The sequence below is a fragment of the Actinoplanes sp. 13 genome (assembly GCF_056134165.1).
In genome coordinates this window covers 16,471-37,746 of the sequence record NZ_JBVYOQ010000025.1, presented here as the reverse complement: position 1 = coordinate 37,746, position 21,276 = coordinate 16,471, and the positions used below count along the sequence as shown (strand labels likewise).

24 protein-coding genes are annotated in these 21,276 nt (G+C 72.0%); 16 read left to right on the top strand and 8 right to left on the bottom strand.

Annotation, left to right across the window (positions count from 1 at the left end):
• Positions 1 to 8: 8 nt before the first annotated feature.
• Positions 9 to 581 (top strand): holin, encoded by a 573-nt coding sequence (locus AC0NH5_RS33515; RefSeq protein WP_474410959.1) that lies wholly within the window; start codon positions 9 to 11, stop codon positions 579 to 581.
• Here the strand turns inward: AC0NH5_RS33515 and AC0NH5_RS33510 are convergent.
• Positions 575 to 1,729, bottom strand: a complete 1,155-nt coding sequence (locus tag AC0NH5_RS33510; RefSeq protein WP_474410958.1) for a 4-hydroxybenzoate 3-monooxygenase — start codon at positions 1,727 to 1,729, stop codon at positions 575 to 577. The genes AC0NH5_RS33515 and AC0NH5_RS33510 overlap by 7 nt on opposite strands.
• 4 nt (positions 1,730 to 1,733) lie before the next feature.
• Positions 1,734 to 2,513: an IclR family transcriptional regulator gene (locus AC0NH5_RS33505; RefSeq protein ID WP_474410957.1), complete on the bottom strand. Its 780-nt coding sequence runs from the start codon at positions 2,511 to 2,513 to the stop codon at positions 1,734 to 1,736.
• Between the two features lie 68 nt (positions 2,514 to 2,581).
• Between AC0NH5_RS33505 and pcaH the strand changes: the two genes are divergently transcribed.
• Genes pcaH through AC0NH5_RS33470 form a run of 7 tightly spaced genes read left to right on the top strand, consistent with a single transcriptional unit; the run spans position 2,582 to position 8,733 of the window.
• Complete coding sequence (gene pcaH, locus AC0NH5_RS33500) at positions 2,582 to 3,328, top strand: protocatechuate 3,4-dioxygenase subunit beta (protein ID WP_474410956.1); 747 nt, start codon at positions 2,582 to 2,584, stop codon at positions 3,326 to 3,328.
• A complete protein-coding gene (gene pcaG / locus AC0NH5_RS33495) occupies positions 3,325 to 3,888 on the top strand; it encodes a protocatechuate 3,4-dioxygenase subunit alpha (RefSeq protein ID WP_474410955.1) in 564 nt (187 codons plus the stop codon). Before pcaH ends, pcaG begins: the two co-directional genes overlap by 4 nt.
• Position 3,889: 1 nt before the next feature.
• Entirely contained in the window at positions 3,890 to 5,155 is a 1,266-nt protein-coding gene (locus AC0NH5_RS33490; protein ID WP_474410954.1) for a lyase family protein, read from the top strand.
• Positions 5,149 to 6,273, top strand: a complete 1,125-nt coding sequence (pcaDC, locus tag AC0NH5_RS33485; protein ID WP_474410953.1) for a bifunctional 3-oxoadipate enol-lactonase/4-carboxymuconolactone decarboxylase PcaDC — start codon at positions 5,149 to 5,151, stop codon at positions 6,271 to 6,273. Before AC0NH5_RS33490 ends, pcaDC begins: the two co-directional genes overlap by 7 nt.
• A complete protein-coding gene (locus AC0NH5_RS33480; RefSeq protein WP_474410952.1) occupies positions 6,270 to 7,448 on the top strand; it encodes a thiolase family protein in 1,179 nt (392 codons plus the stop codon). Before pcaDC ends, AC0NH5_RS33480 begins: the two co-directional genes overlap by 4 nt.
• Positions 7,445 to 8,104, top strand: coding sequence for a 3-oxoacid CoA-transferase subunit A (locus AC0NH5_RS33475; RefSeq protein ID WP_474410951.1), 660 nt, complete (start codon positions 7,445 to 7,447; stop codon positions 8,102 to 8,104). The genes AC0NH5_RS33480 and AC0NH5_RS33475 overlap by 4 nt, the downstream gene beginning before the upstream one ends.
• Positions 8,104 to 8,733 carry a 3-oxoacid CoA-transferase subunit B gene (locus AC0NH5_RS33470; RefSeq protein ID WP_474410950.1) on the top strand — a complete coding sequence of 210 codons (630 nt, stop codon included), beginning with the start codon at positions 8,104 to 8,106 and terminating at the stop codon, positions 8,731 to 8,733. Before AC0NH5_RS33475 ends, AC0NH5_RS33470 begins: the two co-directional genes overlap by 1 nt.
• Positions 8,734 to 9,244: 511 nt before the next feature.
• Here AC0NH5_RS33470 and AC0NH5_RS33465 read toward each other — a convergent pair.
• A complete protein-coding gene (locus AC0NH5_RS33465) occupies positions 9,245 to 10,285 on the bottom strand; it encodes a lytic polysaccharide monooxygenase auxiliary activity family 9 protein (protein ID WP_474410949.1) in 1,041 nt (346 codons plus the stop codon).
• Between the two features lie 225 nt (positions 10,286 to 10,510).
• Positions 10,511 to 10,966 (bottom strand): hypothetical protein, encoded by a 456-nt coding sequence (locus AC0NH5_RS33460; protein ID WP_474410948.1) that lies wholly within the window; start codon positions 10,964 to 10,966, stop codon positions 10,511 to 10,513.
• A gap of 81 nt (positions 10,967 to 11,047) precedes the next feature.
• Between AC0NH5_RS33460 and AC0NH5_RS33455 the strand changes: the two genes are divergently transcribed.
• Entirely contained in the window at positions 11,048 to 11,611 is a 564-nt protein-coding gene (locus AC0NH5_RS33455; RefSeq protein ID WP_474410947.1) for a DUF2087 domain-containing protein, read from the top strand.
• Between the two features lie 76 nt (positions 11,612 to 11,687).
• Here AC0NH5_RS33455 and AC0NH5_RS33450 read toward each other — a convergent pair whose 3' ends face one another.
• The gene (locus AC0NH5_RS33450; RefSeq protein WP_474410946.1) at positions 11,688 to 12,881 is read right to left on the bottom strand and encodes an MFS transporter; all 1,194 of its coding nucleotides are present in this window, start codon (positions 12,879 to 12,881) and stop codon (positions 11,688 to 11,690) included.
• A 119-nt stretch (positions 12,882 to 13,000) separates the two neighbouring features.
• On the bottom strand, positions 13,001 to 13,933 hold the full coding sequence (locus tag AC0NH5_RS33445) for a LysR family transcriptional regulator (RefSeq protein WP_474410945.1): 933 nt from the start codon (positions 13,931 to 13,933) through the stop codon (positions 13,001 to 13,003).
• Between the two features lie 110 nt (positions 13,934 to 14,043).
• On the opposite strand from AC0NH5_RS33445, the gene AC0NH5_RS33440 reads away from it, so the two are divergent.
• Genes AC0NH5_RS33440 through AC0NH5_RS33420 form a run of 5 tightly spaced genes read left to right on the top strand, consistent with a single transcriptional unit; the run spans position 14,044 to position 19,154 of the window.
• Complete coding sequence (locus AC0NH5_RS33440) at positions 14,044 to 15,174, top strand: FAD-dependent monooxygenase (protein WP_474410944.1); 1,131 nt, start codon at positions 14,044 to 14,046, stop codon at positions 15,172 to 15,174.
• A 15-nt stretch (positions 15,175 to 15,189) separates the two neighbouring features.
• Positions 15,190 to 16,131 carry a VOC family protein gene (locus tag AC0NH5_RS33435; RefSeq protein WP_474410943.1) on the top strand — a complete coding sequence of 314 codons (942 nt, stop codon included), beginning with the start codon at positions 15,190 to 15,192 and terminating at the stop codon, positions 16,129 to 16,131.
• Between the two features lie 4 nt (positions 16,132 to 16,135).
• Complete coding sequence (locus tag AC0NH5_RS33430; RefSeq protein WP_474410942.1) at positions 16,136 to 17,062, top strand: fumarylacetoacetate hydrolase family protein; 927 nt, start codon at positions 16,136 to 16,138, stop codon at positions 17,060 to 17,062.
• Positions 17,062 to 18,198, top strand: a complete 1,137-nt coding sequence (locus tag AC0NH5_RS33425) for an alpha/beta hydrolase family protein (protein WP_474410941.1) — start codon at positions 17,062 to 17,064, stop codon at positions 18,196 to 18,198. Before AC0NH5_RS33430 ends, AC0NH5_RS33425 begins: the two co-directional genes overlap by 1 nt.
• Positions 18,195 to 19,154 carry a cyclase family protein gene (locus AC0NH5_RS33420; RefSeq protein WP_474410940.1) on the top strand — a complete coding sequence of 320 codons (960 nt, stop codon included), beginning with the start codon at positions 18,195 to 18,197 and terminating at the stop codon, positions 19,152 to 19,154. Before AC0NH5_RS33425 ends, AC0NH5_RS33420 begins: the two co-directional genes overlap by 4 nt.
• A 453-nt stretch (positions 19,155 to 19,607) precedes the next feature.
• Here AC0NH5_RS33420 and AC0NH5_RS33415 read toward each other — a convergent pair whose 3' ends face one another.
• A complete protein-coding gene (locus AC0NH5_RS33415) occupies positions 19,608 to 19,916 on the bottom strand; it encodes a DUF3817 domain-containing protein (RefSeq protein ID WP_474410939.1) in 309 nt (102 codons plus the stop codon).
• Between the two features lie 128 nt (positions 19,917 to 20,044).
• Between AC0NH5_RS33415 and AC0NH5_RS33410 the strand changes: the two genes are divergently transcribed.
• Together AC0NH5_RS33410 and AC0NH5_RS33405 are read left to right on the top strand one after the other, a co-directional pair.
• Positions 20,045 to 20,212, top strand: coding sequence for a Rho termination factor N-terminal domain-containing protein (locus tag AC0NH5_RS33410; RefSeq protein ID WP_474410938.1), 168 nt, complete (start codon positions 20,045 to 20,047; stop codon positions 20,210 to 20,212).
• Between the two features lie 10 nt (positions 20,213 to 20,222).
• Positions 20,223 to 20,471, top strand: a complete 249-nt coding sequence (locus tag AC0NH5_RS33405; RefSeq protein ID WP_474410937.1) for a hypothetical protein — start codon at positions 20,223 to 20,225, stop codon at positions 20,469 to 20,471.
• Here the strand turns inward: AC0NH5_RS33405 and AC0NH5_RS33400 are convergent.
• Positions 20,443 to 21,243 (bottom strand): SAM-dependent methyltransferase, encoded by an 801-nt coding sequence (locus tag AC0NH5_RS33400; RefSeq protein ID WP_474410936.1) that lies wholly within the window; start codon positions 21,241 to 21,243, stop codon positions 20,443 to 20,445. The genes AC0NH5_RS33405 and AC0NH5_RS33400 overlap by 29 nt on opposite strands.
• Between the last annotated feature and the right edge of the window lie 33 nt (positions 21,244 to 21,276).

The window sequence follows — 21,276 nt, the reverse complement described above, 5'->3', positions numbered from 1 at the left end:
GAGGGTCTATGGATGTGACGCGGACGGTTCCCAAATCGAGAGCGGTGTTCCTCGACTTCCTGGAGCGGGCCGGGTGGTCGGCGGGCCAGGTGTTCGTGGCGACGCTGCTGGCCGGCGGCGTGGGCCGGGTCGGTCAGGTCGGCCAGCTGCCGTGGAAGCAGGCGCTCACGTTGGCGGTGAGCGCGTTCGTCGCCTCGCTGCTGCTGACCGCCCTGCAATACCTGGGGCGCTTCACCAACCTGGCGTTCTGGCCCGACCTGGTGGTGCGGCTCGGCAAGACGTTCCTCGGCGCGCTGACCGGGTCGATGGTGGCGGGCGTCTTCAACATCTTCGAGTTCGACTGGGCCGGTGCGGTGAACGTGGCCTTCCTGGCCACGCTCGCGTCGTTCGGCAAGGGTCTGCTGGCGCGGGAGCCGGCCGCGCCGAACGGGCAGGTCCCACCGGACGCCAGCCCGTCCACGCTGCCGACCGGGACCTATCGGGAAGCGGTCGACCACGCCCCGGCGCCGCCGACGATCGAGGCGACGAACCCGCCGGAAGGGACGCCAACCGCGCCACCGGCACAAGAAAAGGCTCAGTAACCGATCGGCAGGCCGGCGTAATTCTCGGCGAGTCCCGTCGCGCCGGCCTCGCTCGTCGCCACCCAGCGCAACTGCGACAGCTGCAGCTCGGCGTCGAACGGGTCGCCGGACGTGTGCAGCATGGTCGTCATCCACCAGGAGAAGTGCGTGCACCGCCAGACCCGGCGTTGCGCGTCGTCGGAGTACCGGTCGGCGAGCGCCGGGTTCTTCTCCTTGATCAGCGCGACCAGCGCCCGGCTGAGCAGGGCGACGTCGGCGATCGCCAGGTTGAGGCCCTTGGCCCCGGTCGGCGGGACGATGTGCGCCGCGTCCCCGGCCAGGTAGAGATTCTTGTGCCGCATCGGCGTCTGCACGTAACTGCGCATCGGCAGCACGCTCTTCTCGGTGATCGGGCCGGGGGTGAGTTTCCAGCCGTTCTGCCCGTGGCCCAGCCGTTGCGCCAGCTCGTCCCAGATCCGGTCGTCGGACCAGGATGCCGGGTCGGTGCCGTTGGGGACCTGCAGATAGAGGCGGCTGACGGTGGCCGAGCGCATCGAGTGCAGGGCGAAGCCGTTCGGGTGCCAGGCGTAGATCAGCTCGTCGGTGGAGGGTGCGACGTCGGCGAGGATGCCCAGCCAGGAGTACGGGTAGACGCGCTCGAAGACCTGAGCTGCCGGGACGGCGTGGCGGGAGGGGCCGAACGAGCCGTCGCAGCCGGCGATGACGTCGCAGTCGAGCCGGTGCTCCTTCCCCGAGCTGTCGCGGAAGACCACGAAATCCTCGCCGAGGGAGACGTCCGAGACCTCATAGATGATCTCTTGCCCGTCCGCCGCGCGCGCCGCCACGAGATCTTTCTGCACCTCCGTCTGCCCGTAGACCCACACGCTGCGCCCCGCGAGATCGACGAAGTCCAGGTGGTGCCGCTCGCCCGGCCACTGCAGATGGATGCCCCGGTGCTGGTCGCCCTCGGAACGGATCCGGCCGCCCAGCCCGGCCGACTCCAGCAGCTCGACGCTGGAGTGCTCGAGGATGCCGGCCCGGATCCGGGCCGCCACGTACGCCTCGGACCGCGTCTCGATGACCACCGACGACACCCCGCCCCGGGCGAGCAGATGGGAGAGGAGCAGGCCGGCCGGGCCGGCGCCGATGATGGCGACCTGGGTACGCATGCGTTCAGCCTTCGGCAGCCGCCCGTCCTCCGGCAAGACCCTGATTCCATCCAGTGGAAGCCGTCAGCGTCCGCCCGATCCCGCGGGCGGCCACCTGCAGCGCCGAGACCAGCCGGGGCAGCTGCCGGCGCAGGTCGGGCACCACGATCCCGAGCGCGGCCACCACGGTGTCCCCGGTGCGCACCGGCACCGCCACCGAGCACGCGCCCAGGCTCATCTCCTCGCCGGTCGTCGCATATCCCTCGGCCCGCGCCCGGCGCAGCTGCTCCAGCAGCCGGGCGGGCTGGGTGATGGTGTAGGCGGTGATCCGCGTCAGCTGGCCCAGCGCCTGCAGCCGCACCTCCTCCGGGGCGTACGCCAGCAGCACCTTGCCCACCCCGGTGGCGTGCATCGGCAGCCGTGACCCGACCCGGCTGACCACCGGCACCGACACGTGCCCGGCCAGCCGCTCGACGTAGAGGACCTCCAGGCCGTCCCGGACGGCGAGGTGCACGGTGGACAGGGTCGCCCCGTACAGATCGTGCAGGAACGGCGAGGCGGCCTGGCGCAGCCCGCTCTGCACCGGCGCGAGCAGCCCGAGCTGCCAGATCCGGCGGCCCACGACGTACTCCCCGTTCGGCTCGCGGGCCAGCGCGCCCCACTTCACCAGCTCGCCGACCAGGCGGTGCGCGGTGGCCAGCGGCATCCCGGCGCGTCCCGCCAGCTCGGTCAGGGTCAGGCTTCGGTGCTCCCCGTCGAACGCACCGAGCAGGTCGAGCGCCCGCGACGTGACACTGACGCCCATCACCGCTCCTTCCGCTGAACGGAAGAAGACTATCGCCGAAGGCGTGCCGAGCGCCTAGCGTCCGGAAAGTGAACACGGAGGCGTCCCAAGCAGACATCAACCGGGAGATCGAGGCGGCGGCCCGGCAGCCGGCCGGGCCCCAGCCCCGGCTCGACTACCCGACGTACCGCAGCAGCACCCTGCGGCACCCGAAGCAGCCACCCCAGCCGATCGACCCGGAAGCGGTCGAGCTGTGGGCGCCGGCCTTCGGGCACCGGGACGTCGCCGACGACGAGGCCGACCTGACCATCCAGCACTCCGGCACCCCGATCGGCGAGCGCATCGTCGTCGCCGGCCGGATCCTCGACGGCGACGGCCGCCCGGTGGCGAACCAGCTGGTCGAGGTGTGGCAGGCCAACGCGGCGGGCCGGTACCGCCACCAGCGCGACCAGCACCCGGCCCCGCACGACCCGAACTTCACCGGGGTCGGGCGCTGCATCACCGGGCCGGACGGGTCGTACCGCTTCCAGACGATCAAGCCGGGGCCGTACCCGTGGCGCAACCACGTCAACGCCTGGCGCCCCGCGCACATCCACTTCTCGCTGTTCGGCCTCGACTTCACCCAGCGGGTCGTCACCCAGATGTACTTCCCGGGTGATCCGCTGTTCGGCCTCGATCCGATCTATCAGTCGATCACCGACCCGAAGGCGCGGGAGCTGCTGGTCGCGCAGTACGACCACGACCTGACCACCCCGGAGTGGAGCACCGGTTACCGTTGGGACATCGTGCTCACCGGCACCCATCGCACGCCTCTCGAGACCGGAGACGCCGCATGAGCGCGGTCCCGGGCCAGACCGTCGGCCCCTTCTTCCACCTCGGCCTGCAGTTCCCGGCGATGAACGAGCTCGTCCCGCCGAGCCACCCGCGTGCCCTCCGGCTGCACGGCCGGGTCACCGACGGCGCCGGCGAACCGGTGCCGGACGCCGTCCTGGAGATCTGGCAGGCCGACCCGCGGGGCCACATCGTGCGCGAGCCGGGCTCGCTGCGCCGCGACGGCTGGACCTTCACCGGGTGGGGGCGCGCCGCCACCGACCCGGACGGCCACTATCAGTTCGCGACCCTGGAGCCGGGTGCGACCGAGCCCGGCCGGGCGCCGTTCTTCGCTGTCACCGTCTTCGCCCGCGGCCTGCTCGACCGGCTTTTCACCCGTGCGTACCTCCCCGACGACCCGGACCTGCTCGCCGCCGACACGCTGCTGGAATCGGTCGCGCCGGACCGCCGCTCCACCCTGATCGCCCGCCGCGAGCCGGGCGGCCTGGTCTTCGACGTCCGGCTCCAGGGCGACGGCGAGACCGTCTTCCTGGCCTACCCGAGGCTGCGGGACGCATGGTCCTGACGTGGTCCGGCCGGGCGGTCCGGCGCCGGCTTCCTTCTTCACCCCGCGGATGTACGCATTGAGCGACCTGCTGTGGCCCGGCGACGACCGCGCGGGTGACCTGTTCACCGACGCTGCCGTCGTCGCGGCGATGGTCCGGGTGGAGGCCGCCTGGCTGGACGCGCTCGTGACGCACGGCGTCGCCGGTCCCGAGGCCCGCGACCACCTGTCCGGCCTGGTCGGCCCCGCCGACGTGCCCGGCCTGGCCCGGGACGCCGAGTCCGGGGGCAACCCCGTCATCCCGCTGGTCAAGCTGCTGCGCTCCCGCCTCACCGACCGCAACCCGGCCGCCGCAGAGTGGCTGCACAAGGGCCTGACCAGCCAGGACGTTCTCGACACCGGCCTGGTGCTGTGCCTGCGCGAGGTGCTGCTGCGCGTCCGCGACGACCTCGCCGCACAGGTTCCCGCCCTCGTTCGCCTCGCCGGCGAGCACCGGGACACGACGATGACCGGGCGGACGCTGACCCAGGCCGCCGTACCGATCACTTTCGGCCTCAAGGCCGCCGGCTGGCTGACCGGCGTGCTGGACGCCCGGGACCGCCTCGCCACGGTGCGCCTGCCGCTGCAGCTCGGCGGCGCGGCCGGCAGCCTGGCCGCGCCGGTTGCCCTGGCCGGTTCGCCGGCCGTGGTCCGCGACCTGATCGAGGCGACCGCGGCCGGTCTCGGCCTGCCGGTGCGCGAACCCTGGCACACTGCCCGGGCCCCGCTGACCAGCGCCGCGGACGCCCTCGTCACCTGTACCGACGCGTGGGGACGGATCGCCAACGACGTCCTGGTCGCGGCCCGCCCGGAGATCCACGAACTCACCGAGGGCGCGGTCGAGGGCCGCGGCGGCTCGTCCGCGATGCCGAACAAGCAGAACCCGGTCCTGTCGATCCTGGTGCGCCGGGCCGCGCTCGCCGGCCCGGCGCTGGCCGCCACCGTGCACACCGCCGCGGCCGCCGCGGTCGACGAGCGGCCGGACGGCGGCTGGCACCTGGAGTGGGCCACCCTGCGCACCCTGGCCCGGCGTACCGTCACCGCCGGGTCGCAGACCGCCGAACTGCTGGCCGGTTTGCGGGTGGAGACCGCCTGGATGACCGCCAACCTGACCGCCGCCCGGCCCGGTGTCGACGCCGAACAACGCTCGGTCTCGCCGGGCGCCGCGCCGGACGAGCCGTACCGCGGCGCCACCGACCAGATCATCGACGCGGTGATCGCCCGGGCCGGGAAGGACCTGTCGTGCTGACCCCCACCACCTTCACCGAGGCGCCCGGGCAGCCCCTGCTGCTGCTCGGGTCCTCGCTGGGCACCAGCGTGGCCGCCCTCTGGGCACGTTGCGCCGAGCGGCTCCACGGCCGTTACCACGTGGTGGGCTTCGACCTGCCCGGGCACGGCCGCAGCGCCCCCGCACCCGGCCCGTTCCGCATCCCCGATCTGGCCGCCGAGGTGGTGGCGCTCGCCGACCGGCTCCGGCCGGGCACGCCCTTCCGCTACGCCGGCGACTCGATCGGCGGGGCCGTCGGCCTGCAACTGCTGCTCGATCACCCGGAGCGGGTCACCGCCGCCGCACTGCTCTGCACCGGCGCGAGGATCGGCGAGCCGCAGATGTGGCACGAGCGCGCCGGGCTGGTCCGTGCCGAGGGCATCGGCGCCGTGGTGGCCGGCGCGATCGGCCGCTGGTTCGCACCCGGCTTCCCGGATTCCGCGCCGTCGGTGGCCGGGCCCCTGCTCGCCGACCTGCGCGCGACCGACGCCGAGAGCTACGCGCAGGCCTGTGAGGCGCTCGCCGAGTTCGACGTCCGCGCCCGGCTCGCCGAGATCACGGCGCCGGTCCTCGCGGTGGCCGGCGCCCTGGACCGGCCCACCCCGCCGGACGGGCTGGCCGCGATCGCCGGTGGTGTGCGCGACGGCCGCCTGATCGTCCTCGACGGCGTCGCGCACCTCGCCCCGGCCGAGTCGCCCGAGGTCGTCGCGTTCCTCCTCGACCAGCACCTCGACGAGCAGCGCGCGGCCGGTCTCCGGGTGCGCCGTGAGGTGCTCGGTGCCGCGCACGTGGACCGGGCCACCGCCGGCACCACCGGGTTCACCCGCGACTTCCAGGACCTGATCACCCGGTACGCCTGGGGCGAGATCTGGACCCGGGACGGTCTCGCCCGCCGCGACCGCTCGCTGATCACGCTGACCGCCCTGATCGCCCTCGGTCACCACGAGGAGCTGGCCATGCACGTCCGGGCGGCGCGGACCAACGGGCTCACCGACGATGAGATCAAAGAGGTGATCCTGCAGACCGCGATCTACTGCGGCGTGCCGGCCGCCAACACAGCCTTCCGCATCGCGCACCGCGTCCTCGAGGAGCTTCAGTGACCGACTCGTTCGTCTACGCCGCCGTCCGCACCCCGTTCGGCCGCTACAACGGCGCCCTGGCCGGGGAACGCCCGGACGACCTGGCCGCCACCGCCCTGACCGCCGTGCTGGCCAAGGCGCCGAACCTCGACCCCGGCCGGATCGACGACGTCTACTGGGGCAACGCCAACGGCGCCGGCGAGGACAACCGCAACGTCGGCCGGATGGCGGTGCTGCTCGCCGGCCTGCCCACCTCGGTGCCGGCGAGCACGGTCAACCGGCTCTGCGGGTCCAGTCTGGACGCCGCGATCATCGGCTCCCGGGCGATCGACAGCGGGGACGCCGAGGTCGTGGTGATCGGCGGCGTGGAGTCGATGACCCGCGCGCCGTGGGTGCTGCCGAAACCGTCCCGGGCGTACCCGGCGGCCAACCTGGAGGCGGTGTCCACCACGCTCGGCTGGCGCCTGGTGAACCCGAAGATGCCCGCCGAGTGGACCGCCTCGCTGGGGGAGTGCAACGAGCAGCTGGGGGAGAAGTACGGCATCTCCCGCGAGCGGCAGGACGCGTTCGCGGTCCGCTCCCACCAGCTCGCCGCCAAGGCGTGGGACGAGGGTTTCTACGCCGGCCTGACGGTGCCGGCCGGTGACCTGACCCGGGACGAGGGCATCCGCGCCGACAGCAGCGTGGACAAACTGGCCGCGCTCAAACCGTCGTTCCGCAAGGCCGGCACGATCACCGCGGGCAACGCGTCACCGCTCAACGACGGCGCCGCCGCTGTGCTTCTCGGCTCCGCCGCGGCCGCCCACCAGATCGGCTTCGACCCGATCGCCCGGATCGCCGGCCGGGCCGCGCACGCCGTCGACCCGCAGGACTTCGGGTTCGCCCCGGTCGAGGCCGCCGAGAAGGCGCTGCGCCGGGCTGGGATCGGCTGGTCCGACGTGGGCGCCGTCGAGCTGAACGAGGCGTTCGCGGTGCAGTCGCTGGCCTGCGTCGACGCCTGGGGCGTCGATCCGGAGATCGTCAACACCCGCGGCGGGGCCATCGCCATCGGCCACCCGCTCGGCGCGTCCGGCGCCCGCATCCTCGGCACCCTGGCCCACGTGCTGCGCGAACGCAACGAGCGCTGGGGTGTCGCCGCCATCTGCATCGGCGTGGGCCAGGCCCTCGCTGTCGTTCTGGAGAACAACACCAAGTGAGAACCACCATAAGCAGCGCGCGGGAGGCCGTCTCGGCCGTCCGGAACGGCGACACCGTCCTGGTCGGCGGGTTCGGGATGGCCGGCATGCCGGTCGCGCTGATCGACGCGCTGATCGAGCACGGCGCGGGCGATCTCACGATCGTCAGCAACAACGCCGGCAACGGCGACACCGGGCTGGCGGCGCTGCTTGCCGCCGGCCGCGTACGCAAGATGATCTGCTCGTTCCCCCGCCAGGCGGATTCCTGGGTCTTCGACGGCCTGTACCGGGCCGGCAAGATCGAGCTGGAGGTCGTCCCGCAGGGCAACCTCGCCGAGCGGATGCGCGCCGCGGGCGCGGGCATCGGCGCCTTCTACGGCCCCACCGGCGCCGGCACGATGCTCGCGGAGGGCAAGGAGACCCGGATCATCGACGGCCGGGAGTACGTCCTGGAGCATCCGATCCGCGGCGACGTGGCGCTGATCCGGGCGCACGTCGCCGACCGCCTCGGCAACCTGGTCTACCGCAAGACCGCCCGCAACTTCGGCCCGGTGATGGCCACCGCAGCCCGCGTGACGATCGCCCAGGTCTCCCGGATCGCCGAGGTCGGCGAGCTGGACCCGGAGGCCGTGGTGACGCCGTCGATCTATGTGAGCCACCTGGTGGAGGTGCCCTGATGCTCGACAAGGACGAGCTCGCCCGTCTCGTCGCCGGCGACATCCCGGACGGGTCCTATGTGAACCTCGGCATCGGGCAGCCCACCGCGATCGCCCACCACCTGAAACCGGACAGCGGCGTCATCCTGCACACCGAGAACGGCATGCTCGGCATGGGCGAGGTGCTCCCGGCCGACGAGGCCGACTGGGATCTGACCAACGCCGGCAAGCAGCCGGTGACCGAGCTGCCCGGCGCTGCCTACTTCCACCACGCCGACTCGTTCGCCATGATGCGCGGCGGCCACCTGGACGTCTGCGTGATGGGCGCCTTCCAGGTCTCCGCCGCCGGCGACCTGGCCAACTGGCACACCGGGGCTCCCGACGCGATCCCGGCGGTCGGCGGAGCGATGGACCTGGCAGTGGGCGCCAAGGAGGTCTGGGTGATGATGACGCTCTTCACGAAGACCGGAGAGCCCAAGCTGGTCGGTGAATGCACCTACCCGTTGACGGGTAAGAGGTGCGTCACGCGGGTCTACACCGAGCTGGCGACCTTCCACCTCAGCTCGGAGGGAGTCCGGGTCGCCGACACGTTCGGCATCACCGTCGACGACCTGGCGGCCCGCTTGGACGTGACCCTGACACGTCCATGAACAACGGGTGCCGGCGGTCCGACGACGTGCCGCCGGCACCCGTTTCGAAAAGTCTCGGTCTTACGTTTCGCGGCATCCATCGCGGGCATCGATAACTCGCATGAGCGACACGTCGACGCGTCACCCGGGCGCCGTGAAGCAAGCGGTCCATGCGGGTGCTCGGGATCATCGGCGCCGTGTTCCTCCTCGGCCCGGCTCTCGCCGAGGCCGCGCAACGGCGGAACCCGAAGGCTGACACGTTGGTCTGGCGATCTTCCTCCCGCCGGCGAAGCGCCGCGGGCGGATGTGAGGACTCCCCTCCTGGGGTGGACAGGGAGATGACGGGGAACGAGGTGGGGCCGCCTCGTTCCCCGTCGGGGGGGTTCACAGCACGTGCGTGGACGGAGCCGAACCACGCGGTCTAGCTTGGCCTCCGTTTCTGGTGGGGATGTGATGGGGGATAGGGAGCGCGGGGACTTGGGAGCGCTCCCATTAACACCAATGTAACCGACTCCATCGATATGCGCGAGTGTTACACGGTCGCTGCGCAGCCGACCGTCGGCGTGGCCGCGGCGCCCGAGGCCAGGAAGCCGAAGCTCGTGCTGCCGCCCGCGGCAACCGCGCCGTTGTAGCTGACGTTCGTCGCCTGAGCCGTGTTGCCGCTGGTGATGAGCGACGCGTTCCACGCCTGCTGGATGGGGGAGGCGCCCGGATAGGTGAGCGTCACGGTCCAGTTCTTGATCGCGGCACTGCCCGCGGTCACCTTCACCTCACCCTGGTACCCGCCGCCCCACGACGACGTCACCGCGAAGGTCGCGGAGCAGGTGCCGGAGACCGGGGTGGACGGCGAAGCCGACACCGACGGCGAGGTCGACGGCGAGGCGGACGGGGACGACGACGGCCAGGTCGACGGGGACGTCGTGGGGTCGGTCGCGCCGCCGAAGTTCACGTCGCTGCAGAAGTAGTACGACTGGTCGGAGTGGCTGGCCTGCCAGATCGTGTAGACGATGGCCCGGCCGGACCGCCCGGAGACGCTGACCGGGATGTTCTGCTGCACGCCGTTCGACAGCTGCTGGGTCCACTGCGCCGCCGGGGTGTTCGGCAGCGAGGTGACCAACTGCAGGTCGGACCACTTCAGCGCGGTGGTCACCGGGTTGTACCCGGGCCGCGACACGTACACGCGGACGTAGTCGGCGCCGTGCCGGGCACCGTCGAAGAGCGACACCGTGAACGAGTTGCCGACGTTCGTGGCCTTCCAGTTGCCGACGGCGTCCATCGCGTCGTACCGGCCGTTCTCGGCGCTGCCGCCGCTGCACAGCTTGCCGTCCGGGATGCCGCCCTGGTGGTTGCCGGCCAGGCCCTCGCGGTAGAGGCCGTTCCAGTTCCACATGGCGTTCGGGTTGGCCTGCCAGGCCTGCCAGCACATCGGGTCCTCGGTCTGCATGGCCGGGTCCTGGAACTTCGACCCCCAGCGCTCGAAACAGCCGTAGTTGCGCGAGGCGGGACCGACGACGTTGCCGTGCGCGGCCGCCGGGCCGGTCTGCACGGCGAGGACGGCGATGGTAGCGGCCACGGCGGCCACCAAAGCGGAGATGAAGAACTTCAATCGTACGGATGGGGACATGTGGGCTCAGCACTCCGTGAGCTCGGGACCGTTCCGCTTCGAAGGCGGACAGCCGTCATCGTCTGGACGCGGCGGAAGTGCCCCTACTTCCGCGTACCGCGTGGCTCCGGCGGCAGTGCTGTGTGAGCCCCAGCCTCGCTCACCAATCGAATCAAGTCAATTGTCGATCACGCGTCAGGCGTGCCCCTTGGTCCAGTTCTCGCCCTCGTCGGTGCCGCTGCACAGGCCCGGGCCCGGATCGATCGCGACGCACACCCGGAACTCCACCGCCCGGCCCTCGGCGAATTCGTGATCGAAACGGGTCGACGTGCCGACTGTGCCGGGGCCCACATGCGTGCCGGTCTGCAGGGTGCCGTCGCGCCGGACGTACTTGTACTCCGCGTACACCCGCCCGCCGTGGTCCGCGCGCTTGGTGAGGGTGAAACTGTCGCCGAGGGACACGAAGCGGGCCTCGGTCAGCACCCGGCTGTCCTGGTCGTAGACCGTCGCCAGGGCGTCCGCCGCCGCGGCGGCGCCCGGGGTCAGGCCGATCGCCAGCACCACGGCCGCCGGAACGGTGATCCGTCGCAGGATGGTCATCATCGCCTCCAGGTCGATCGGGTACGACACGGGCACGTCCGCGTCGCCCAAGCCGGAGGTATGTCGGAAATACCCCAACAGGCGGTGCATTAATCGGATGCCGGGCCGGCGGAACCCTCCTACGGTGGCGGGATGTCCGCTGAAGCCGCCCGCGCGGCCGAGATCCTGACGCAGCTGTCCAACCCGGCCCGGCTGACCGCCTTCGCGGAGCTGGTGAAGGCGGGGAACAACGGCGCCACACTCTTCGAGTTGTCGATCCACCTGGACCTGCCGAAATCCGAGGTCGGCGAGGTCTGCGGCCGGCTGGTCGGCGCCGGGCTGGCCACCGGAACCGGCAACGGCACCTTCCGGGCCCGCGCCGAGGTGCTGCGCGAGGCCGCCCAGGCGCTCGGCCGCACCCAGCCGATCGCCTCGCTGCTCGCCGGGTACCCGCAGCTGAAGTCGTATTTCGCGCACGGCCGGCTGAGCAGTCTGCCGCCCACGATGAGCGAGCGTTACCAGCAGGCCGGCGAGCTGTTCGCCCGGTTCCTGGCCGTCGACGGCGTGCTGACCGAGGACGAGGTGAACCGGCGGATCGCCGTGGTCGCCGACGACGTGGCCGCGGTGCGCCGGATGCTGGTCGAGACGGGGTGGCTGGAGCGCGACCGCGCCGGCACCAGTTACGGCTCCGGCCGCACCCTGCCCCAGCCTGCCTGACCCACACCGAGCCGAAAAGCAGTGTGTGAACTTGCGGTTCGTATCGAGCCGCAAGTTCACACGCTGGGGGCTGGTGTCAGTCGCGGGTGATGTCGAGCGGGGTGGCGTCGCGCGGCACGATCGCCGGCATCGCCACGGCGAGGACCGCCGCCACCACGCCGAGCAGGCCGATCGCCGGCCGCAGCCCGCCGACTGCCGCACCCACCCCCGTGATCAGGACCGGGGACAGGAACTGGCCGATGAACAGCGTGCCGGTCCACAGCCCGGTGCCCCGGCCGCGCTCGGCGAACCCCAGCCCGTTGGTGGCCCAGGTCAGCAGCGTCGGCAGCAGCAGGCCGGTGCCCGCGCCGGTGAGCACCGCGCCCACCGTGATCACCGGGACCGAGCCGCTGGACCAGATCACCAGGAATCCGGCGGCGGAGAACCCGAACGCGATCGGCAGCAGCGTGCGCGGGGTGTGCTTGGACAACCGGCCGAACGATCCGGCCGCGACCGCGGTCGCCAGCGACATCAGCGCGCTGAGCGCCCCGATCGTCGCGGTCGCGGTGACCCCGGCCTCGTCCAGCAGGAACGACAGCTCCACGATCAGGGCGTAGAAGACGATGCCGCCGGCCAGCGTGACGAGGCACGGCACGCGGAGCCGGCGCCAGGGGATCGGTGGGAGCTTGGTGGTGCGCGGCGCGGCGGCCGGTTGCCAGATCAACAACGCCATGGGTACGGCCAGCAGCGCGGCGACGCTGTAGAGCCAGAACGGGACGCGCCAGCCGCCCGCGCCGAGCGCCCCGCCGAGTCCGAGGAAGACCGTCGCCGACACCGAGGCGAGCAACGTCTGCAGGGCGAGGTACCGGCTGCGCCGCGGCCCGGACCAGTAGTCGGCGACGAGCGTGGTGCAGCAGGTCATGATCGCCGCTTCGCAGAGCCCGACCAGGACCCGGCTGCCGATGATGGTGCCCAGCGAGTCGAGGTGGAGCGGCGCCGTCCCGAAGATCGAGTACCCGATCATCGCCGCGATCAGCACCCGTTTGCGGTCGATCGCGTCCGCGATGACGCCGGCGAACGGCGCGGTCAGGCCGATGATCAGGGCCGGGACGGTGAGCACGATCGGCACCAGCACGTCGGCGCCGGCGACGCCCGCGAAGTGGTCGGTCATCCGGGGCAGCACCGGGGCGATCAGCACGGCGCCGAGGACGGAGAGGCAGCTTCCGGCGAGCAGGAGCACCAGCTGGGCCAGGCCGGCCTGGCGTGGCGGTGCGGAGGTGGCGACAGACATGGCGTGGCCTTCCAGAACGGGATCCCGGTGGTCCAGGTCACACTCGGGTGGCCCCGACTATCGGGGGCGCGCCACCATCAGCGGAAGACGGTTCGGCTGATGCCGGTCATCAGTCGCGCTTATGGCGCCGGCGGCCACAGCTCGTCGGCCACCTCCACGAGGACCTGCCGAAGCCAGACGTGCGCCGGGTCGTTGTGATAGATCGGGCTCCACCAGAACGCCTCGGCCACCGGCACCAGCTGGAACGGGCAGGCCGCGATCCGCACCCCGGCGACCGGCGCCAGCAGCTCAGCCAGCCGCTCCTGGATCAGTGCCACCCGGCGGGTCCCGGCGACCAGGAAGGGCATCTGCAGGAAGCCGTCGACCACCACGTCCACCCGGGCCTCGATGCCGAGCATCCGCAGCTGCCGGGACGCCCCGGCGAACGCGGTCGGCCCGTTGAACAGTGCCACCCACGGCAGTTCCCGGAGCTGGTCCACCGCCAGCTGTTCCCCGACGTCCGGGTGGCCGGCGTCCACGATGCACACCCACCGGTCCTCGAACAGGTCCAGGCACGGCAGCCCGGTCACGAACCCGTGCGGGATGAACATCCCATCCACCGCGCGCAGCGTCTCCACCGCGTGGTCGACGGCGTGCGGGGTGGTCTGCTGCAGGTGCAGGCGGACGCCGGGGGCCACCTCGGCGAGCCGGCGGGCGAGCAGCGGCCCGAGGATCGTGGCGGCGTAGTCCGAGGTGACGATGGTGAACTCGCGGTCCAGCGTGGACGGGTTGAACTCCGCGGTGGCGTCGAAGACCCGGCGTACCCCGGCCAGCGCGGGGCCGGTGAGGTCCGCGACGCGGACGGCCAGCGGCGTCAGCTCGTACCGGTTGCCGGCGCGGGCCAGCAGCGGATCGCCGAAGTGCCGCCGCAACCGGCTCAGCGCGCCGCTCACCGCGGGCTGACTGACGCCGAGCCGTTCCGCTGTCCGGGTCACGTTTCGCTCCTGGAGCAGGGCGTCGAGCGTGAGCAGCAGGTTCAGGTCGAGATTCGCGAGGACCCGGTCGACCGCCATGCCGCCACTATAAGTCCGGCCGATGACGGCTATCGCCAAGTCGAGCTTCCCTGATACCTGCCGGAGCGAGCACAGTGGGCGCCATCACACGAAACAGAGGGGAAACCGCGATGCCGGCAGCGCGAAACGTTCTGGTGGTGGGTGGCGGCGCGGCCGGCGCCGCGGCGGCGATCCTGCTCGCCGAAGGTGGCGTCGAGGTCGACCTGGTCGATCTGAAACCGGATGTGGCCGCGGTCGGCTCCGGCATCACCCTGCAGGGCAACGCGCTGCGGGTGCTGCAGAAGCTCGGCGTCTGGGACCGGGTCGCCGCCGAGGGGTTCGCGTTCGACACGCTCGGTCTGCGCGCCCCCGACCCGGCCGGCTCGCTGATCGCTGAGCTCACCGACATCCGCACCGGCGGGCCCGACCTGCCCGCCACGCTGGGGATGTACCGGCCCACGCTGGCCCGGATCCTGATCGACCGGGCCGCCGAGGCCGGTGCCGAGATCCGGTTCGGCGCCCGGCCGGTGGATCTCGACCAGGACGGCGGGTCCGTCTCGGTCACCTTCGCCGACGGCGCCATCGGGCGGTACGACGTGGTGGTCGGCGCCGACGGCATCCGGTCCTGGACGCGCCGGGCGGTCGGCATCGACCTGCAACCCGAGCCGGTCGGCATGGGCATCTGGCGCACCTTCACCCGCCGCCCGGAGAGCGTCACCCGCACCGACCTGTTCTACGGCGGCCCGGCCTATATCGCGGGATACTGCCCGACCGGCCCGGACACCCTCTACGCCTACCTGGTGGAGGACGTGCGGGACCGGTCCGGTCTGACCCCGGACGAGGCCCTCGCGACGATGCGCGGGCTCGCCGGGGCGTACCACGGGCCGTGGGACGAGATCCGGGAGCACCTGACCGACCCGGCCACCGTCAACTACACCGCCTTCGAGAGCCACTTCCTGGACGGGCCGTGGAACCGCGGCCGCGTCGTGCTGATCGGCGACGCCGCACACAGCTGCCCGCCCACCCTGGCCCAGGGCGCCGCCCAGGCGTTCGAGGACGCGTCCGTCCTGGCCGAGCTGCTCCTGCGCGACGACGCGGTCACCGCCGACCTGTGGTCCGAGTTGACCGCCCGCCGCAGCGACCGCGCCCGGACGGTCGTCGAGGCCTCCCTGCAGCTGGCCCGCTGGCAGCTCGCTCACGAGCGCGGTGACGTCCCCGGCCTGATGGCCCGCGTCGCCCACCTGGTCGCCGAGCCGGCCTGACTTCGAGGAAGAGACATGAACGACGAGCGACTCATCACCCACCTGCGGCACGTCGACCTGGCTGTGCCCGACTACGACCGGCAGCTCGCGTTCTACACCACGATGTGGGGCCTGGACGCGGAAACCACCGACGAGGGCCTGGCCTTTTTGGCCGCGGCCGGCTCGCCCGAGCAGTATTCGGTGCGCCTGCGCCGGGCCGCCGAGAAGCGCCTCGACCTGATCGCGTTCGGCGCGGCGCACGAGGGCGACGTGAACGCGCTCGCCGAGCGCCTCGGCCGGGCCGGTGTGCGGCTGGTCTGCGAGCCGGGCAAGCTGCTCACCCCCGGCGGGGGGTACGGCTTCCGCTTCTTCGACGTCGACGGGCGCACCGTCGAGGTCTCCTCCGACGTCGAGACCCGGCAGCACCGCAAGGTCGCCGAGGGCGAGGCCGTCCCGGTCAAGCTCTCGCACGTGGTGCTCAACTCGCCGAACCCGGAGGCGACCGTGGCCTTCTACTCCCGGCACCTCAACTTCGCGCTCTCGGACACCCTGATGCACCCGCGGATGGGCGAGATGATGTGGTTCCTGCGCACCAACCGCCGGCACCACAGCCTGGCGGTCGCCCGTGGGCCGCACGTCTCGCTGCACCACGCGTCGTTCGAGATGCGCGGCATCGACGAGTACATGCGGGGGACCGGGCGGCTGCTGCGCGGCGGCGTCGAGAAGGTGTGGGGGCCGGGCCGGCACATGGCCGGCAACAACACCTTCAGCTACTTCCTGGACCCGCACGGGAACACTGTCGAATACACCACCGAGCTCGAACAGCTCGACGAGGACACCTGGCACCCGCACCTCTACGACTTCTCCGACCCGATGGTCAGCGACCAGTGGGGGACGGCCAACCCGATGAACGAGTTCGTGGCCCGGCAGTCGTTCAACGACGTGGACCGGGGCGTGTTCGTCGCCCCGCCGGTGTGACGCGATGCGGATCGCGACGTTCCGGCACCAGGGCCGGGTCAGGACGGGCGTGGTGGCCGGCGAGGACGTGCTGCCCGTCGCCGGTGACCTCACCATGCTGCAGATCATCGAGCGGGGCCTCAGTGCCGTCGAGACGCTCGAGGCCGTACCCCTCGCCGAAGTGCGCCTGCTGGCGCCGCTGCAACCGCGGTCCCTCCGCGACTTCGTCGCGTTCGAGGAGCACGTCGAAGGCGTGCGGCGCAGCATCGACGGTGCCGGCGGCGTGCCCGAGGCGTGGTACGACGCACCGACGTTCTACTTCACCAACCCGCACCGCATCTACGGCCCGGACGACGACGTGCCGTTCCCGGCCCGCTCGGTGGACCGCGACTTCGAACTCGAGGTCGCCGCGATCGCCGGGCCGGACCAGACCGTCTTCGGCTACACGGTCCTCAACGACTGGTCGGCTCGTGACCTGCAGAAACGCGAGATGCAGGTGAGCCTCGGACCGGCCAAGGGCAAGGACTTCGCGAGCAGTCTCGGCCCGTGGATCGTCACCGCCGACGAGCTCGACGGCCGCAAGGACGGCGACGGCTTCCTGGACCTGTGGTGCACGGCCACCGTCAACGGCGCCGAGATCGGCCGTGACCTGCTCAGCAACATGGGCTGGACGTTCGAGACGATGCTCGCCCACGCCGCCCGGGACAGCCGGGTGCTGCCCGGCGACGCGCTGGGCTCCGGCACCGTCGGCAACGGCGGGTGCCTCGCCGAGCTGTGGGGCCGCAACGGCAGGCAGGATCCGCCACCGCTGCGCCACGGCGACGTCGTGACGCTCACCGTCGAGGGCCTCGGCAGCCTGACCAACCGGGTCACCTCCACGGCGCCCACCGAAGATCTCCCGCGAGTCCGTCGGCGGGACCCGGCGACGGCGCGGAAAGAAAGGCAGTCCTGATGTTCGAGTACTTTCCCGGCAACTACGTCTGGAACCTGGGCGTGGTCGCCACCCTCAACAGCGGCGGCCTGATCGACGAGGTGGACCGCGCCTGCCGGCCGATCCGCGACCTCGCCGCGCAGGGCTCGGACGTCGGCACGAAGGAGTTCCTGGCGTCCTGGGCGGCGGTCGCCGAGGACCTGGCGACCCGGGCCGCCGCCGACGAGGCGGCCGGTCACCTGCGCACGGCCGGCCAGAAATACCTGCGGGCCACCAACTACCTGGCGCAGGCCGAGCGGATGCAGAGCGCCAAGGCGCCGGACCGCGACGTCTTCTACCGGCGGTGCCTCGCCCTGCAGCAGAAGGCGTTCGACCTGATCGACCCGGCCACCACCCGGGTCGCGGTCCCGTTCGAGGGCGCGCTGCTCCCGGCGTACTTCACGAAGGCCACCGACCGGGCGCCGGTGATCATCATGTTCAACGGGCTGGACTCGACCAAGGAGCACATGTACGCGTCGGGATTCCCGCGGGAGATGGCCGCCCGCGGCATCTCCACGCTGATGGTCGACACCCCCGGCAGCGGCGAGGCGCTGCGGCTGCTCGGCCTCACCTCCCGGGTGGAGAGCGAGGACTGGGCCCGGGCCTGCGTGGACTACCTGCTGACCCGCGACGACGTGGTGGCCGACCGGATCGGGCTGGTCGGGTGGTCGCTGGGCGGCTACTACGCGCCGCGCGCCGCCGCCTTCGAGAAGAGGCTCGCGCTCTGCGTGGCCTGGGGCGCCAATCACGACTGGGGCGCGGTGCAGAAACGGCGCCTGGAGCGCGAGGGCGAGAACCCGGTGCCGCACTACTGGGACCACGTGCTCTGGGTGTGGGGCGAGACCGACCTGGACGTGTTCATCAAGAAGGCCGAGGCGGTCAACCTGGACGGCGTCGTCGAGCAGATCACCGTGCCGTTCCTGATCGCGCACGGCGAGAACGACCGGCAGATCCCCCTCGCGTACGCCCACCGGTCGTACGAACAGGCGGTCAACGCGCCCCGCCGCGACCTGCGGATCTTCACGGCGGCCGAGGGCGGCGCCGAGCACATCGGGCTCGACCACTTCGCGCACGTGCAGACGTACATCGCCGACTGGATCGTGGACGTGCTCGCATGATCGACCGAACCGATCCGGCGGGCGCCATCGCGGCGGCGGCGAAGCGCTGCTCCAACTGGGGCCGGTGGGGCGCCGGCGACGTGCGCGGCACGATGAACTTTCTGACCCCGGACAAGCGCGTGCAGGGCGCCTCGCTGGTGCGCCGCGGCGTCTCGTTCTCGCTGTCCCAGTCCTTCGACGCGAACGGCCCGCAGAAGGGCTGGCGGCGCCGCACCAACCCGGTGCACACCATGCTCGACACCGGCACCGACGCGGTCGCCGGTGTGCAGGGCTTCCCGCACGGCATCGGCGGCGCGGACGACGTGATCGCCATGCCGCTGCAGTGCTCCACGCAGTGGGACGGGCTCGGCCACATCTTCGACCACGGGCAGGCTTGGAACGGCCGTCCCGCCGACAAGGTGGTGACCAGCCTGGGCGACGCGGTCACCGGCATCGAGACGGTCGCCGACGTGATCGCCGGACGGGGTGTTCTGCTCGACGCCGGGCGCCTGCTGGGCACGGACGGCGAGCTTCCCGACGGCTTCGCCGTCACGCCGGAGCATCTCCAGGCCGCGATCATCTCCCAGCACGTCGAGGTCGGGCGTGGTGACATCGTCCTGGTACGCACCGGACAACTCACCCGGGCCCGTCGTGAGGGGTGGGGCGACTACGCGGGCGGACCGGCGCCCGGCCTGTCGTTCACCACCGCCGACTGGCTGCACACCTCGGAGATCGCCGCGATCGCCACCGACACGTGGGGCTTCGAGGTGCGGCCGAACGAGTTCGACGACGCGTTCCAGCCGCTGCACCAGGTGTGCATCCCGCACATCGGGCTGTTCCTGGGCGAGATGTGGGACCTGGACGCGCTCGCCGCCGACTGTGCCGCGGACGGCATCTACGAGTTCTGGCTGACGGCCGCCCCGCTGCCCATCACGGGCGCGGTGGGCTCCCCGGTCAACCCCATCGCCGTCAAGTAACCCAGGCCGGCGCCACCCCGCGCCCCTCCCACCCCGCATGCGCCACGCCGCCCTGCCCGCGCGCCCTCACCCCGCGGCGCCCGCTCTGCGCGCGGCGCCCGCTCTGCGCGCGGCGCCCGCTCTGCGCGCGGCGCCCGCTCTGCGCGCGGCGCCCCGCCCGTGCGCTGCACCGGCCGCGCCAGCCGTGGGGCCAGCCGCGTAAGTCCTGGACTCGTGTTGTGGGCGGGCCGTCGGCGCGGTCCTGGGAGCCGGCTGGCTGGGGCCGCCCTACGGCCTTGGGCGGCAGCGGGTCGCGAGCCTGCGGGAGCGACGCACCGCCCGGCGGTCGCGTCGCGGGCCGGCATGGCAGCCGGTCGCGCTGACTCTCGGGGACCGGTCTGTCTCGTACTCAAAAGTGTGTGAATTTCGGGTTCGAATCGAGCCGAAAGTTCACACACTCGCGTGCTGGGGCGGTCAGGTGGTGGCGGGGACCGCGGGACGGCGGTGGCGGGTCACCCAGCGCTCGAAGATCAGGGTGCTCAGCGGGGGGATCGAGGAGGCCAGTCCGAAGAAGGTCCGCCAGAGCGACCAGCGCTCGGCCCGTGCCACCCACAGCGTGGCTGCCAGGTAGGCGACGAACAGCGCCCCGTGCAGGCGGCCGAACAGCCAGACGCCCGCCTCGGTGGTCTCCGGGACGTACTTCAGGTACATGCCGATCAGCAGTCCGGTCCACGAGATCGCCTCGGCGATCGCGGTGATCCGGAAGATGCGGAACGCGTCCACCGACTTCTCCCTCGTCGTTCTTCTCGCGCCGAGGTTATCGGGTTGAAGATGAACGTTAGCTGTGGGGATCATTCATCTCTTTCCGGGGTATTTTGGCTGAAGTGCATGCATGACCTGGAGGGGGAGCCATGCCGGACACCGCGGAGATCACCAAGGAACGGCCGGCCCGGGCGGACGCCGGCCGGGCGGAGCCTCTGAGTCGTCACGAGCTGTACGCCCTGGCGAAGGAGAAGCAGATCCCCGGCCGTTCGAGGATGTCCCGGGACGAGCTGGCCGAGGCCCTCGGCGAGAGCTGACACTGGTGCCGTGGAACACCGTGAACGGATGCGACCGTGCCGCCGGTGCGGTCACCCCACCCGGGTCGACCGGATGGTGCAGGGATACGGGCGCAACTGCGCCGCGCAGCTGGGCCTGATCGGCGGGACGGTCGACACCGGGCACACCGGCCCCGACCTGCTCGACCTGATCGAGGTGGAGCCCGCGGACGAGTGCGACGGCTGGGACCGGCCGGCCGACGCGGGTGTGCCTATCGCACGCCGACGCCGGCCAGCGTGAGGTACTGCGACGTGTCGTCGCCCGGTTCGGCGCCAGGGTCCGGGCGCCACTGCGGGCCGTAGACGAGGCCCGGCTCGACCAGCTGCCAGCCCTCGAAGAACCTGCCGACCTGCGCCTCGCTGCGGGGGATGAGTGCGGTGCCGGTGCGGTTGTAGAGGTCGGCGACCCGGGTCATCGCCTCCGGGCGGGCGCTGGTGGTCGCGTGCGAGATAGCGAGCAGGCTGCCCGGCGCCGCGATCCGGTGATATGCCCGCATGGCGTCGTCGAGGGCCGGGCTGTCGGCGACGAAGTGCAGCACGGAGAGCATCAGGACGGCGACCGGTTCGTCGAGGTTCAGCAGCGCCCGGGCCGCGGGCTCGGCGAGCAACTGGTCGGGCAGCTGGAGGTCGCCGTGCAGGACCGCGGTCTGCGGGTCGCCGCCGAGCAGGTGCTGGGCGTACAGCACCGCGGTGGGGTCGATGTCGACGTAGACGACCCGGGCGCCGGGCATCGTGGCCTGGGCCACCTCGTGCACGTTCTGCTCGGTCGGGATGCCGGAGCCCAGGTCGAGGAACTGGCGGATGCCCCGCCCGGCGGCGTACCGGACGGCGCGGCGCAGGAACGCCCGGTTGGCGCGGGCGGTCGCCGGCAGTTCGGGGACCAGTTCGACGGCGCGGGCGGCGACCGCGCGGTCGGCTTCGAAGTTGTGGGTGCCGCCGAGGAACGCGTCGTAGATGCGGGCAGCGCTCGGGCGGTTCGGGTCGATCGCGGTCGGCGGTTCGGGCGTCGTCACCAGGCAACGATGCCCAGATTCTCCATCCTCATA

Coding starts and splice junctions, on each gene's coding strand:
- AC0NH5_RS33515 (WP_474410959.1), top strand. CDS start 9: ATGGATGTGACGCGGACGGTTCCCAAATCGAGAGCGGTGTTCCTCGAC.
- AC0NH5_RS33510 (WP_474410958.1), bottom strand. CDS start 1,729: ATGCGTACCCAGGTCGCCATCATCGGCGCCGGCCCGGCCGGCCTGCTC.
- AC0NH5_RS33505 (WP_474410957.1), bottom strand. CDS start 2,513: ATGGGCGTCAGTGTCACGTCGCGGGCGCTCGACCTGCTCGGTGCGTTC.
- pcaG (WP_474410955.1), top strand. CDS start 3,325: ATGAGCGCGGTCCCGGGCCAGACCGTCGGCCCCTTCTTCCACCTCGGC.
- AC0NH5_RS33470 (WP_474410950.1), top strand. CDS start 8,104: ATGCTCGACAAGGACGAGCTCGCCCGTCTCGTCGCCGGCGACATCCCG.
- AC0NH5_RS33455 (WP_474410947.1), top strand. CDS start 11,048: ATGTCCGCTGAAGCCGCCCGCGCGGCCGAGATCCTGACGCAGCTGTCC.
- AC0NH5_RS33450 (WP_474410946.1), bottom strand. CDS start 12,881: ATGTCTGTCGCCACCTCCGCACCGCCACGCCAGGCCGGCCTGGCCCAG.
- AC0NH5_RS33445 (WP_474410945.1), bottom strand. CDS start 13,933: ATGGCGGTCGACCGGGTCCTCGCGAATCTCGACCTGAACCTGCTGCTC.
- AC0NH5_RS33440 (WP_474410944.1), top strand. CDS start 14,044: ATGCCGGCAGCGCGAAACGTTCTGGTGGTGGGTGGCGGCGCGGCCGGC.
- AC0NH5_RS33435 (WP_474410943.1), top strand. CDS start 15,190: ATGAACGACGAGCGACTCATCACCCACCTGCGGCACGTCGACCTGGCT.
- AC0NH5_RS33430 (WP_474410942.1), top strand. CDS start 16,136: ATGCGGATCGCGACGTTCCGGCACCAGGGCCGGGTCAGGACGGGCGTG.
- AC0NH5_RS33425 (WP_474410941.1), top strand. CDS start 17,062: ATGTTCGAGTACTTTCCCGGCAACTACGTCTGGAACCTGGGCGTGGTC.
- AC0NH5_RS33420 (WP_474410940.1), top strand. CDS start 18,195: ATGATCGACCGAACCGATCCGGCGGGCGCCATCGCGGCGGCGGCGAAG.
- AC0NH5_RS33410 (WP_474410938.1), top strand. CDS start 20,045: ATGCCGGACACCGCGGAGATCACCAAGGAACGGCCGGCCCGGGCGGAC.